The 14,005-nt window shown below is 70.2% G+C and carries 11 protein-coding genes; 9 read left to right on the top strand and 2 right to left on the bottom strand.

What is annotated here, in order from left to right:
* Positions 1–198 precede the first annotated feature (198 nt).
* The 9 genes from AC6EUL_RS08130 to AC6EUL_RS08170 all read left to right on the top strand — a co-directional run bounded on the left by AC6EUL_RS08130 (position 199) and on the right by AC6EUL_RS08170 (position 12,528).
* On the top strand, positions 199–1,482 hold the full coding sequence (locus tag AC6EUL_RS08130) for an efflux RND transporter periplasmic adaptor subunit (RefSeq protein WP_499869788.1): 1,284 nt from the start codon (positions 199–201) through the stop codon (positions 1,480–1,482).
* Positions 1,483–1,539: 57 nt separating this feature from the next.
* On the top strand, positions 1,540–4,701 hold the full coding sequence (locus AC6EUL_RS08135) for an efflux RND transporter permease subunit (protein ID WP_499869790.1): 3,162 nt from the start codon (positions 1,540–1,542) through the stop codon (positions 4,699–4,701).
* A 101-nt stretch (positions 4,702–4,802) separates the two neighbouring features.
* Entirely contained in the window at positions 4,803–6,368 is a 1,566-nt protein-coding gene (locus AC6EUL_RS08140; protein WP_499869792.1) for an efflux transporter outer membrane subunit, read from the top strand.
* A gap of 225 nt (positions 6,369–6,593) precedes the next feature.
* Positions 6,594–9,332, top strand: coding sequence for a DNA gyrase subunit A (gene gyrA, locus AC6EUL_RS08145; protein ID WP_499869794.1), 2,739 nt, complete (start codon positions 6,594–6,596; stop codon positions 9,330–9,332).
* A 127-nt stretch (positions 9,333–9,459) separates the two neighbouring features.
* Complete coding sequence (gene coaD / locus AC6EUL_RS08150) at positions 9,460–9,960, top strand: pantetheine-phosphate adenylyltransferase (RefSeq protein WP_056221017.1); 501 nt, start codon at positions 9,460–9,462, stop codon at positions 9,958–9,960.
* Between the two features lie 49 nt (positions 9,961–10,009).
* Entirely contained in the window at positions 10,010–10,555 is a 546-nt protein-coding gene (locus AC6EUL_RS08155) for a peptidylprolyl isomerase (protein ID WP_056271802.1), read from the top strand.
* A gap of 1 nt (position 10,556) precedes the next feature.
* On the top strand, positions 10,557–11,045 hold the full coding sequence (locus AC6EUL_RS08160) for a UCP034077 family protein (protein WP_499869796.1): 489 nt from the start codon (positions 10,557–10,559) through the stop codon (positions 11,043–11,045).
* Between the two features lie 4 nt (positions 11,046–11,049).
* On the top strand, positions 11,050–11,508 hold the full coding sequence (locus AC6EUL_RS08165; protein ID WP_056221020.1) for a peptidylprolyl isomerase: 459 nt from the start codon (positions 11,050–11,052) through the stop codon (positions 11,506–11,508).
* Between the two features lie 117 nt (positions 11,509–11,625).
* Positions 11,626–12,528 carry an EamA family transporter gene (locus AC6EUL_RS08170; protein WP_499869798.1) on the top strand — a complete coding sequence of 301 codons (903 nt, stop codon included), beginning with the start codon at positions 11,626–11,628 and terminating at the stop codon, positions 12,526–12,528.
* Positions 12,529–12,532: 4 nt separating this feature from the next.
* Here the strand turns inward: AC6EUL_RS08170 and mobA are convergent, their stop codons facing one another.
* Both mobA and AC6EUL_RS08180 read right to left on the bottom strand, forming a co-directional pair.
* Complete coding sequence (mobA, locus tag AC6EUL_RS08175) at positions 12,533–13,153, bottom strand: molybdenum cofactor guanylyltransferase MobA (protein WP_499869799.1); 621 nt, start codon at positions 13,151–13,153, stop codon at positions 12,533–12,535.
* 5 nt (positions 13,154–13,158) lie between these two features.
* The coding region (locus AC6EUL_RS08180; protein WP_499869801.1) for an Mrp/NBP35 family ATP-binding protein at positions 13,159–14,005 on the bottom strand (847 nt) is incomplete at its 5' end.

Genomic DNA, 14,005 nt, shown 5'->3' on the forward strand with positions numbered 1-14,005 from the left:
TGGCTAAGACAGTCGCAGCGGTCGCCCTCGACCTGTCCGACCTTCGGATGGGGAGGTCGTTGCTTTGGTGAGATACGTATTCCCCGCCACACTTGACCCCGATCTCCAGCATCCGGATCGCCCGATCAGGTCGTCCGAGCCACGCACACGCCTCCGACCTGACCACCGGCCACCAACCTGAAAGCACTTTTGCGGCACATGACTGGGACAAAGCGCACGATCGCGACCCTTCTCGCGCCCCTCGGGTTGCTGATCTGCGTGGTGGTGGCCGTTACCCTCTGGCCGGCCCCGGTCATGAGCGTCTTTACGGGGCTGAGCACGGCGATTCGCGAGCGCTTCGGAACGAGTGAGGCCGAGACCGCCGCGGGCGGCGAGCCCCGCGAGGGCGGGCCGGCCCGGCTCTTCCGGCCGAGCCCGGCCCAGCGCGCCGCCCTGAACATCGCCCCCATCGCGACGGTCGGCTTCCGGCCGGAAGGGACGGCCGAGGGCCGCATCGCCCTGAACGAAGACGACAACGTGCCGGTGACCTCGCCCTATGCCGGCCGGGTGACCAAGGTGCTGGTCCGCGCCGGCGATGCAGTGAAGGCCGGCGACGTGCTCCTCACCCTCGAGGCCACGGACATGGTCCAGGCCCAGAACGACTACCAGGCCGCTCTCAACACCCTCGCCAAGGCGACCGCGCTGCTGAAGCTCGACCAGACCATCGCGGCGCGCCAGCAGGAGCTGTTCCAGGCCAAGGCGGTGGCGCTGAAGGATTATCAGTCGGCCCAGAACGACGTCATCGGGGCGCAGAGCGACCTGAAGACCGCCGAGGCCGGGCTCGAAGCGGTGAAGAACCGCCTGCGCCTCCTCGGAAAGACCGACGCGGAAATCGCGGCCTTCGAGAAGAAGGGCACCCTCAGCCCTGAGACACAGATCCGGGCGCCCATCGCCGGGACCATCGTCCAGCGCAAGGTCGGCCTCGGCCAGTACCTCTCCACCGCCAGCGACCCGGTCTTCGTCATCGGCGACCTCTCCACCGTCTGGCTGGTGGCCAACGTGCGCGAGAGCGAGATCCCGCGCATCCGGATCGGCCAGGAGGTGGAGGCGACGGTGGCGGGCTTCGGCGACCGCGTCTTCAAGGCGCGGGTCGACTACATGTCCGCCAGCCTCGACCCGGCGACGCGGCGCCTGGCGGTGCGCAGCGAGGTGGAGAACCCGGACCAGGTCCTGAAGCCCGAGATGTTCGCCACCTTCACGATCTTCACCGGGCCGGGGCAGACGGCGCCCGCCGTGCCCGCCGCCGCCATCGTGTACGAGGGCGCGCGGGCGCATGTCTGGATCGCGCGGCCCGACGGGGCCATCGAGGCCCGCGACGTCACCCTGGGCCTGACCGCCCGCGGGATGGTGCAGGTCACCGCCGGGGTCGCGGCGGGAGAGGCGATCGTCACGCGCGGCGCCGTGTTCATGGATCGGGCGACGAGCGGTGACAAGGCCTCCTGACCCGTCGGGCCTGGGGCCCCTTCCTCGTCCTCGGGCCTCGGCCGGAAGAACTTTGCCATGAACAGCCTGATCGTCTTCGCCCTGCGCCAGCGCGTGCTGGTCTGCCTGCTGTTCCTGGTGATGCTGGCGCTCGGCTATGCCAGCTACACGCAGCTCAACATCGAGGCCTATCCCGATCCGGTGCCGCCGCTCGTCGACGTCATCACGCAGAATCCCGGGCAATCGGCCGACGAGATCGAGCGCTACATCACGATTCCCCTGGAGGTGCAGCTCGCCGGCATCCCCAACGCCACGGTGGTGCGCACCATCTCGCTGTTCGGCCTCTCGGACGTGAAGGTGCAGTTCAGCTACGCCTTCACCTACCAGGAGGCCCTGCAGCGGGTGCTCAACCGCCTGTCGCAGCTGCCCCCCCTGCCCAACGGCGCCCAGCCGCAGATCTCGCCGACCAGCCCCGTGGGCGAGATCATGCGCTACAAGGTGACGGGACCGCCGGGCTATTCCTCCACCGACCTGAAGACCCTGCAGGATTGGGTGCTGCAGCGCCGCTTCAAGGCGATTCCCGGCGTGGTCGACGTCACGGCCTTCGGCGGCCGGACCAAGGAATACGAGATCGCCGTCGACCTGAACCGGCTCCAGGCCCAGGGCATGACCCTGGTGCAGCTCGTCACCGCGCTCAACAATTCGAGCATCAACGTCGGCGGCCAGACCCTGAACGTGGGCGAGCAGTCGGCGGTGGTGCGCGGCATCGGCCTCATCCGCGACATGGACGACATCCGCGACACGATGCTGACCCAGGTCAACGGCGTGCCGGTGCTGGTGCGCGATGTGGCCGAGGTGCGGGTCTCGCACGCGCCGCGCCTCGGCATCGTCGGCCATGACGGCGACGACGACATCGTCGAGGGCATCGTGCTGATGAGCCGGGACGGCGAGAGCCTGCCGACCCTGCGCCTCGTCAATGCCGAGATCGACAAGATCAACGCCAGCGGCATCCTGCCCCCGGACGTGCGGGTGGAGCGCATCTACGACCGCAGCGGGCTCATCCACACCACCACCCACACGGTGATGCACAACCTCGTCTTCGGGGTGACGCTGGTCTTCGTGGTGCAGTGGCTGTTCCTGGGGAGCCTGCGCAGCGCGATCATCGTGGCGGCGACGATTCCCTTCGCGCTCGGATTCGCCATCCTGATCCTGGTCCTGCGCGGCGATTCGGCGAATCTCCTCTCCCTCGGCGCCATCGATTTCGGCCTCATCGTCGACGCCACCGTCATCATGGTCGAGAACGTGTTCCGGCACCTCGCCGAACCGGAACACGGCGAGGGCCAGACGCCGCCCGGGAGCCTGACCGGGCGCCTCGGCACGATCGCCCTCGCGGGTGCCGAGGTGAACCGGGCGATCTTCTTCTCGGCCACGATCATCATCGTGGGCTTCCTGCCGCTCTTCACCCTGACGGGCGTCGAGGGACACATCTTCGGCCCGATGGCCAAGACCTACGCCTATGCGCTGCTCGGCGGCCTCATCGCCACCTTCACGGTCTCGCCCGCCCTCTCGGCCCTGATCCTCCCCAAACATGTGGAGGAGCGCGACACCCTGGTGGTGCGGCTCCTGCGCTTCGGCCACGTGCTGATCCTGCGCTTCGGCCTGCGCAACAAGGTACTGTCGCTCCTCGTGGTCGCCGCGGTGCTCGGCGTCTCGGGCATCGCCGCCCGTACGCTCGGCCTCGAATTCCTGCCCAAGCTGGAGGAGGGCAACCTCTACATCCGCGGCACCATGCCGGCCTCGATCTCCCTGGAGGCCGGCAACGCCTACGTGGAGCGCCTGCGCAAGATCATCGCCGAGGTACCGGAGGTGGTCACCGTGCTCTCGCACCAGGGCCGCCCGGACGACGGGACCGACGCCACCGGCTTCTTCAACGTGGAGATCCTCGCCCCCCTCAAGCCCTTCGACACCTGGCGCAAGGGGCTCGACAAGGAGGGGCTGGTCCGCGACCTCTCGGCCAAGCTCGACGAGGCTTTCCCGGGAATCGAGTTCAACTTTTCCCAGTACATCGAGGACAACGTCCAGGAGGCCGCCTCCGGCGTGAAGGGCGAGAACTCGGTCAAGATCTACGGCAACGACCTCAACGACCTGACCAGGACCGCGGAAGCGATCAAGGCCACCCTGGCGAAGGTGCCGGGCATCGCCGACCTCGCGGTCTTCGCCTCCCTCGGCCAGCCTACGGTGCGGATCGACATCGACCGGCGCAAGGCCGCCCGCTACGGCCTGTCGCCGGGCGACGTGAACACCACCGTCCAGGCGGCGATCGGCGGCCAGACCGCGGGCGATCTCTACGAGTACGGCTCCGACCGGCACTTCCCCATGCGGGTGCGCCTCGCGCCGCAGTACCGCCGCAGCCTGGAGACCATCCGCAACATCACCGTCGGGGCGGCCAACCCCGCCGGCGGCGTGATCCAGGTCCCGCTCTCGGAGATCGCCACCGTGGAGCTGGTCTCCGGCGCGGCCTTCATCTACCGCGAGAATCAGGAGCGCTACATTCCGGTGAAGTTCTCGGTGCGCGGGCGGGACCTCGGCGGCGCGGTACTGGAGGCGCAGGGCCGCATCGCCGAGGAGGTGACCCTGCCGCCCGGGTTCCACCTCGAATGGGTCGGCCAGTTCACCAACCTGCAGGATGCCGTGCAGCGCCTGACCGTCGTGGTCCCGGTGACGATCGCGCTGATCGCCCTGCTGCTCTACGTCAACTTCAGCTCCGTCACCGACATGGTGCTGACGCTGAGCGTGATCCCGATGGCGATGATCGGCGGCATCTTCGCGCTGTTCCTGACGATGACGCCGTTCTCGATCTCGGCGGCGATCGGCTTCATCGCCCTGTTCGGCATCTCGACCATGGAGGGCGTGATCCTGCTCTCCTACTACAACCAGCTCATCGACGAGGGCTGGGCCCGGACCGAGGCGGTGTGGCACGCCGCCAACGTGCGCATGCGCCCGGTGATGATGACCTGCGTCGCCGCCTGCGTCGGGCTGCTGCCGGCGGCGATCTCCACCGGCATCGGCTCGCAGGTGCAGAAGCCGCTCGCCCTGGTGGTGGTCGGCGGCATCCTGCTCGCACCGAACCTCATCCTCGTGGTGGTTCCGATCCTGATCGCGCTGTTCTCCCGGCGGGTGCCGGCCGCGATCCCGTCGGAGGGGGCCGCCCGGGCGGCGGCCCGCGCGGAGCACGCGTGATGGGCCGGTCACAGCCTCGCGCGCGCGCCGCCGGCCGCGTTGACTTCGATCCCGGCCCGGCGCCTCTACGGCCCAGGACGGCGACAGGATTCCTTGGCACCATGGTGGCATCCCCCCAGAACGCGGCGCCCGCCGGCCGGGGCCGGAGGTCGCGCCGTCTCCGGGACGGCCTGCTCGTCCTGGCGTTCACGGGCCTCGGGGGGTGCGTCGTCGGCCCGGACTACGTGCCGCCGGCCGATCCGCCGGTCACCCGCTACACCCGCGAGCCCCTGCGCAACCCCACCGCCGCCGACACCATCCGCACCGCCCATTGCGGCTCCGCCGACCAGACCTTCGTCTCCGGGGCCGACGTGCCGGGCCAGTGGTGGACCCTCTTCCGCTCCCCCGCCCTCGACCGCCTCGTGGCCGAGGCGCTCGCCAACAACCCGAACCTCGACGCCGCGCAGGCTTCGCTCCGGATCGCGCAGGAGAACGTCGAGGCGCAGCGCGGCACCCTGTTCCCGGTGGTCGGCGCCAACGGCCTCGGCTCGCGCCAGAAGGCCCCCGGCGGTGCCCTGCAGGGGCCGCTCAACGACACCCGGCAGCTGTTCTACAGCCTCTACACGCCGCAGGTGACGGTCTCGTTCACCCCCGACGTGTTCGGCGGCAACCAGCGCCAGATCGAATCCCTGGAGGCGCAGGCCGAGAACCAGCGCTTCCAGCTCGAGGCGACCTACCTCACCCTGACCACGAACGTCGTGCTGGCGGCGATCCAGGAGGCGTCGCTGCGCGCCCAGATCGACGCCACCCGCAAGGTGATCCAGGCCCAGACCGAGGTCCTCAACCTCTACAACAAGCAGCTTTCGCTCGGGCAGATCGCCGGGGCCGACGTGGTGGTGCAGCAGGCCGCCCTCTCGGTCTCGATGCAGCTGCTGCCGCCCCTGGAGAAGCAGCTCGCCCAGCAGCGCAACCTGCTCACGGCCCTGGTCGGGCGCCTGCCGAGCGAGGAGATCGCGCCGACCTTCACCCTGGCTTCCCTGCGCCTGCCCACCAACCTGCCGGTGAGCCTGCCGTCGCGCCTCGTGCAGCAACGCCCGGACGTGAAGGCGGCGGAGGCCAACGTCCAGCAGGCCAGCGCGGCGGTGGGGGTCGCGGTGGCCAATCGCCTGCCGCAGTTCACCATCACCGCCAATGGCGGCGCCAGCGCGGTGCGGATCGCGCAGCTCGCGACCTCGGCCGCCTCGTTCTACGGCATCGTCGGCACCGTGGCGCAGCCGGTCTTCGATGCCGGGACCCTGTTCCGGCGCCAGCGCGCCGCGGAGGAGACGCTGAACGAGGCCCAGGCCCAGTACCGGGCGGTGGTGATCGGCGCCTTCCAGAACGTCGCCGACACCCTGCGGGCGCTCCAGTCCGACGCCAGGGCGGTGGCGGCGGCCTCGGCCGCCGAGCGGGCCACCAACGAGAGCCTCGGCCTCATCCGCAAGCAATACGCGGCCGGTGCCCTGAACAGCGCGCAGGTGCTGATCGCCCAGCAATCCTACCTCTCGGCCCTCGTCACCTCGGCGGGCGCGCGCGCAAACCAGTATGCCGACACCGCCGCCCTGTTCCAGGCGCTCGGCGGCGGTTGGTGGAACCGGGCCGACGTGAAGCCGGCCCCGCCGAGCGCGGACCCGGCGAAGTTCCTCTAGGAAGCCGGGCGCGCACGGAGTTCCGGCCGCGCGGGCAAACCGTTCGTTACCAGGGGGTTAAGCCGCGATTTGTTGGCCTGGGCCGGCGAGATGCGCTATAGGTTTGGGCAGGACATCGCACGGTCCGGCTGAGCGGCCGGAGACGCGCGCGACAACGCCGTGAGCGAGCGGAGCCGACACGGGCCGCCCTTGCTCCGGACCCCGGACAGGTAGAGACCGAAGACCTTGGCAGAGAACGACATTCCGGGCGCCGGCACGCCGCCGCCCGCCTCCGACATCAAGCCCGTCTCCATCACCGACGAGATGAAGCGCTCCTACCTCGATTACGCCATGAGCGTGATCGTGAGCCGGGCGCTGCCGGACGCGCGCGACGGCCTCAAGCCCGTGCACCGGCGCATCCTCTACGCGGCCTACGAGAGCGGGCACCTGCCCGAGCGCAAATACGTCAAGTCCGCTCGCATCGTCGGCGACGTGATCGGTCTCTACCACCCGCACGGCGACCAATCGATCTACGACGCCTTGGTCCGTATGGCGCAGGACTTCTCGATGCGCCTGATGCTCATCGACGGGCAGGGCAATTTCGGCTCCGTGGACGGCGATCCGGCGGCGGCCATGCGCTACACCGAATCGCGCCTGGCCAAGCCGGCCAACGCGCTCCTGGCCGACATCGACAAGAACACCGTCGACTTCCAGCCGAACTACGACGAGTCGCGCGAGGAGCCGACCGTCCTGCCGGCGCGCTTCCCCAACCTCCTCGTCAACGGCGCCGGCGGCATCGCGGTGGGCATGGCCACCAACATCCCGCCGCACAATCTCGGCGAGCTGATCGACGCCTGCGTCGCGCTCATCGACGATCCCGGCCTGTCGATCGAGCAGCTCACCGAGTACGTGCCCGGTCCCGACTTCCCCACCGGCGGCTCGATCCTCGGCCGGGCCGGCACCCGCCAGGCCTACGCCACGGGTCGCGGCTCGATCATCATGCGGGCGAAGTCCCACGTCGAGGAGCTGCGCAAGGAGCGCGAGGCGCTGATCTTCACCGAGATCCCGTATCAGGTGAACAAGGCGACGCTGATGGAGAAGATCGCCGAGCTGGTGAAGGAGAAGCGCGTCGAGGGCATCTCCGACCTGCGCGACGAGTCCGACCGCGACGGCATGCGCATCGTCGTCGAGATCAAGCGCGACGCCATGGCGGACGTGGTGCTGAACCAGCTCTACCGCTTCACGCCCCTGCAGTCGTCCTTCGGCTGCAACATGGTGGCGCTGAACGGCGGCCGCCCCGAGTTGATGAACCTCAAGGACCTGCTCCAGGCCTTCGTGGATTTCCGCGAAGAGGTGGTGTCCCGGCGGACCAAGTTCCTCCTCAACAAGGCTCGCGAGCGCGCCCACGTCCTGTGCGGCCTCGCCATCGCGGTGGCCAACATCGACGAGGTGATCCGCCTGATCCGGACCTCGCCCGATCCCAACACCGCCCGCGACGCGCTGATGGCGCGCGACTGGCCGGCCCACGACATCGCGCCGCTGATCGCCCTCGTGGACGATCCGCGCCACCGGGTCTCGGACGACGGCACCTACCGCCTCTCCGAGGTGCAGGCCCGCGCCATCCTGGATCTCCGCCTGCAGCGCCTCACCGCTCTCGGCCGCGACGAGATCGGCGACGAACTGAAGAAGCTCGCCGACGAGATCGCCGACTACCTCGACATCCTGCGTTCGCGCCTGCGCATCATGGGCATCGTCAAGGAGGAGTTCGCGGAGGTCCGCGAGGCCTACGCCACCCCGCGCCGCACCGTCATCCTCGACTGGGATTCGAACGTCGAGGACGAGGACCTGATCCAGCGCGAGGACATGGTCGTCACCGTGTCCCATGCGGGCTACGTCAAGCGCGTGCCGCTCTCGACCTACCGGGCCCAGCGCCGCGGCGGCAAGGGCCGCTCCGGCATGGCGACCCGCGACGAGGATTTCGTCACCCGCCTGTTCGTGGCCAACACCCATACGCCGGTGCTGTTCTTCTCGAACCAGGGCCAGGTCTACAAGGAGAAGGTCTGGCGCCTGCCGATGGCGGCGCCGAACGCCCGCGGCAAGGCGCTGGTCAACATCCTGTCGATGGATGCCGGCACCGAGCGCATCACCACCATCATGCCGTTGCCCGAGGACGAGGCCTCCTGGGAGACCCTCGACGTCATGTTCGCCACGGCGAGCGGCAGCGTGCGCCGGAACAAGCTCTCGGATTTCGTCCAGGTGAACCGCGCCGGCAAGATCGCCATGAAGCTCGATGCGGGCGACCACATCGTCCACGTGGAGATCTGCCGTGCCGACCAGAACGTGCTGCTCACCACGCAGGCCGGCCAGTGCATCCGCTTCCCCGTCGAGGACGTCCGAGTCTTCAAGGGCCGCGATTCCACCGGCGTGCGCGGCATCAGCCTGGGCAAGGACGACCGCGTCATCTCGATGACGATCCTCAACGCCTTCGACGCCTCGCCCGAGGAGCGGGCGGGCTACCTCAAGATGCGCCGCGCCGTGATCGGCGACGGGGTCGAGGGCGAGGAGACGGCGAGTCCGGAGGCGGAGGAGGGGGTGGCCGAGGCCACCGCCATCTCCCTCGAGCGCTACAACGAGATGGGCGCCAACGAGCAGTTCGTCCTCACCCTCTCCGAGCGCGGCTTCGGCAAGCGGACCTCGTCCTTCGAGTACCGGACCTCGGGCCGCGGCGGCAAAGGCATCACGGCGATGCGGGTCAATGCCCGCAACGGCCACCTCGTGGCCTCCTTCCCGGTCCAACCCTCCGACCAGATCATGCTGGTGACCGATGGCGGCCAGCTCATCCGCGTGCCGGTGGACGACATCCGCATCGTCGGCCGCGCCTCGCAGGGCGTGACGGTGTTCAACACGGAGAAGACCGAGAAGGTCGTGTCCGTCGAGCATATCGAGGGCGAGGACGAGAGCGAGGGCGGCGACGAGGCCGCGTAAGGCCGATCGCACCCCGTCAAGCGGACGGCCCCGCGGCCGTCCGCATCCCAGGGCGCGGGGGTTAGCCCGTTTTCGTGCCGGGGCCGGAGGTTCCGTTTCGGGTCGAAATGCTCTACCCCGGGCCGCGATGATCCGCACCGCCCTCTATGCCGGCTCGTTCGACCCGGTCACGAACGGACACCTCGACGTCATCCGTCAGGCGTGCCGGCTCGTGCAGACTCTCGTCATCGCGATCGGCGTGCATCCCGGCAAGGCGCCGATGTTCTCGCCCGAGGAGCGGGCGGAGCTCCTGCGCGCCACCTGCGAGCCCCTGGCCGAGGCCGAGGGCACGGCGCTGACGATCGTGACCTTCGACGACCTCGCAGTGACCGCGGCCCGGCGGGTCGGCGCCAGCGTCTTCATCCGCGGCCTGCGCGACGGCACCGACCTCGACTACGAGATGCAGCTCGCCGGTATGAACGGTGCCATGGCGCCGGAGGTGCAGACCGTGTTCCTGCCCGCCTCCACCGGCGTCCGGCCGATCACCGCCACCCTCGTCCGCCAGATCGCCGCCATGGGCGGCGACGTCTCCCCCTTCGTGCCGCCGCTGGTGGCGACGCGCCTCGCGCAGCGCTTCCGGGCGGCCTGATCTCTCCATCCACGACCAACGAAAGCATGCTGACCCCATGGCCTTTGGACTGAATCGCCGTATCGCCCTCCTCAGCCTCGCCGGTCTCCTCGCGACGGCGCCTGCAGCCTGGGCGGCGGACGACAACACGGTGTACCTCGACACCAAGGACGGCCGCGTCACCATCGAGCTGCGCCCGGAGATCGCGCCGAAGCACGTCGCCCAGCTCAAGACCCTGATCAAGCAGGGCTTCTACAACGGCCTCAAGTTCCACCGGGTGATGGACGGCTTCATGGCCCAGACCGGAGACCCGAAGGGCAACGGCACCGGCGGCTCCAGCCTGCCGAACATCCCGGCCGAGTTCTCGCCGGCGCCGTTCAAGCGCGGCACCGTCGGCATGGCCCGCTCGTCCGACCCGAACTCCGCCAACTCGCAGTTCTTCATCTGCCTCGGCGACGCCCCCTTCCTCAACGGGCAGTACACCGTGGTCGGCCTCGTCTCCTCGGGCATGGAAGCCGTCGACGCGATCAAGAAGGCGTCCCCCGGCGCGCCGGGCGGGGCGGTGCAGAACCCCGACAAGATCGTGAAGATGCAGATGGCGCAGGGAGCCAAGTAGTTTGCGGGGCGGCGTCCAGCTCGGAGCTCTCGCGGCGCTCGTCGCCGTAGGGCTCCCCGCGTGGGCGGCGCCCTCCACGGGCCCGCTGACCCTTCCGGAAACCCTGCGCGGCACGGTCCGGGTTCCCCTGAAGCAAGGCCCGCTGGGCGGCCTGGCCGAGAGCGCGAAACCGGCCGACACCCTGCGAGACCTCTATCCCACCCTCGCGGCCTGCTGGGAGGCCCCCCGGGGATTGTCCCGCTCGGCCCAGGCCGAGATCACCACCCGCTTCGCACTTCGGCGGGACGGCAGCGTCCTCGGGACGCCGCGCGTGACCTTCTCGGCCCCGAATTCAGACCCCCGCGCCCATCGCATCCTCGCGGATGCGACCCTGGCGGCGATCCGGCGCTGCACGCCAGCCCGGATCACCCCCGACCTCGGCGCGGCCATCGCAGGGCGCCCCATCGCGCTCCGCTTCATCTACCAAGGACCTAAGGGAAAAGGAGTCTAAACCCATGGCAGAGACCGAGACCATCATCCTGGAGACCACCAAGGGCCGCGTCGTGATCGGACTTCGCGCCGACCTTGCCCCCAACCATGTCGAGCGCCTGAAGACGCTCGCCGCCCAAGGCTTCTACGACGGCGTGCCGTTCCACCGCGTGATCGACGGCTTCATGGCCCAGACCGGCGACCCGACCGGCACGGGATCGGGCGGCTCCGATCTCCCCGACCTCAATGCCGAGTTCAACGCCGAGCCGCACGTGCGCGGCACCTGCTCGATGGCGCGCACCAACTTCCCGCACTCGGCCAATTCGCAGTTCTTCATCTGCTTCGGCGATGCCCGCTTCCTCGACAAGCAATACACCGTCTGGGGCAAGGTCGTGGAGGGCATGGACGTGGTCGACACCCTGAACAAGGGCGAGCCGCCGCGCTCGCCCGACAAGATCGTCAAGGCGACCGTCGGCGCCGCCTGATCCGACTCGCTCGATCCGCGTTCGAGGGAAGTGTCCGCGCGAAGGTGCGGACACTTCTTTCGTTTCGAGGCCCGCCACGCCTAGGCAGGGCCCTCGCCAATTGGGACATGGCGGCCCATGACCGGCACGCTTCCGCTTCGCGACATCCTCCTCGCCCTGGCGGTGGTGGCGGTCTGGGGCACGAACTTCGTGGTGATCCGGATCGGGCTCGACCACCTGCCGCCGCTGCTGTTCGCCGCCCTGCGCTTCGTGCTCGCCGCCCTGCCGGGTGTGTTCCTGCTGCCTCGCCCGACAGTCCCCTGGCGCAACCTTGCCGCCTACGGCCTGCTGATCGGGGCCGGACAGTTCGGCCTGCTCTTCATCGCCCTGCGCGGCCACATCGCCCCCGGCCTCGCCTCCCTGGTGATCCAGATCCAGGTCTTCGTCACCATCGGCCTGTCGATGCAACTGACCGGGGAGCGGGTGTCCGGCCCGCAATGGGCGGCCCTCGGCCTCGCCGCGGCCGGGCTCGCCGTCATCGCCGCCCATACCGACGCCGCGACGACGCCCTTCGGCCTCGGGCTCGTGGTCTGCGCCGCCCTGAGCTGGGCGGGCGGAAACATGGCGGCCAAGCGCAGCGGGGCGCGGGCGATGCTGCCCTATGTCGTCTGGGCGAGCCTGTTCTCGGCGCCCCCGCTTCTCGCTGCCTCGGTCCTCCTCGAAGGCTGGGACGCCATCCGCAACGGCCTCCTGCGGGCCGACCTGACGACCTGGGCCGCGGTGGTGTGGCAGTCCGTCGGCAATACGATGTTCGGCTACGCGATCTGGGGCTGGCTGCTCGCGCGCCACCCCGCCGCCCAGATCACCCCGATGGCCCTGCTGGTGCCGGTCTTCGGCATGGGGGCCTCGGCCGTCTGGCTCGGGGAGCCGCTGCCGGCCTGGAAGCTCGCCGCCGCCGGCCTCGTCCTCGGCGGCCTCGCCCTCGGGCTGCTCTCTCCGCGCTGGCGGGCGCGCGCCGCGGTCGAGAGCGCCCCGCCCTGAGGCGTCAGGCGTCGTCGTTCCCGGCAAGCCGGGCCTCGGCCGCCGCCAGATCCTCCGGCGCGTTGATGTTGGCGAAGGGGTCCGCGGGCTCCGATGGCCAGGACACCGCCACCGCGCCGTGGCGCCTCAGGAAGCCGCCGACCCGGCGCTCGCCGCGGGCCACCAGGGCCTCGCGCAGGTCCGCCCGCAGGGCCACCGGCCAGAGCGCCACGGTGAAGTGCTCGCGCCCGCCCGACGCCGCCATGGCGATGACGCCCTCCCGCCCGGCCGATTCGGCGAGGCGGACGACGAGGTCGCGGGGCAGGAACGGCGCGTCGCCGGAGACGCTGGCCACGTGGCGCGTGGTCGGATGATGGATGGCCGCGTGGTCCAGCCCCGCGAGGATGCCGGCGAGCGGCCCCGGATTGTCCGGCACACCGTCGGGCACGATCGCACCCGGGAAATCCGGGAAGCGGCCCGGATCGCCGTTGGCGTTGAGGATCACGCCGGCGGCGCACTGGGGGGCGAAGCGGGCGACCACCCGGTCGAGCAGGGTGCGGCCGCCGAGGGTGCGCAGGGGCTTGTCGCCCCCGCCCATGCGGCGCGCCAGCCCGCCGGCGAGGATCACGCCCAGCACCGGCGCCATCGCGGCTACTCGATGACGATGCGGGGAGCCGCCCGCGGCGCGGGACCGCCGGTCAGGTTGCCCCAGAGCTTGGCGGCGATGCCGCGATAAATCTGCGCGTGCGGCCCGTCCGGGTCCACCGCCACCACGGGGCGGCCGGCATCGGAGGTCTCACGGATCGTCATGTTCAGCGGCACCTCGCCGAGGAACGGCACCTCCAGCCGCTCGGCCTCGGCGCGGGCGCCGCCATGCCCGAAGATGTGCGAGGCCGTGCCGCAATGGGGGCAGATGAAGGTCGCCATGTTCTCGATGACGCCGAGGATCGGCACCGCGACCTTGCGGAACATCGTCACGCCGCGGCGCGCGTCGATGAGGGCGAGATCCTGCGGGGTCGAGACGATGACCGCCCCGGAGAGCGGCGTCGCCTGCGCCATGGTGAGCTGGGCGTCGCCGGTGCCGGGGGGCATGTCGACCACGAGCACGTCGAGTTCGCCCCAGGCGACCTCGCGCAGCATCTGGGTGATGGCCGACTGGACCATGGGCCCGCGCCAGATCATCGCCGTCTCGGGCTCGATCAGGAAGCCGATCGACATGACCTTGATGCCGAACCCTTCCATCGGGGCCAGCAGCCGCTCCTCGATGACGCGGGGCTTCCCCGACAGGCCGAACAGCTTGGGCACCGAGGGGCCGTAGATGTCGGCATCGAGCAGGCCGACCTTGAGGCCCTGGGCCGAGAGGGCGAGCGCGAGGTTGCAGGCCGTGGTGGACTTGCCGACGCCGCCCTTGCCGGAGGCGACGGCCACGATGTGGCGCACGCCCGGAAGGGCCGGGCCGGTCCGCGGCGGCGGCGGCGCGCCCCTTCCGGGCGTGCGC

Source organism: Methylobacterium sp. 001424705 (assembly GCF_059816145.1).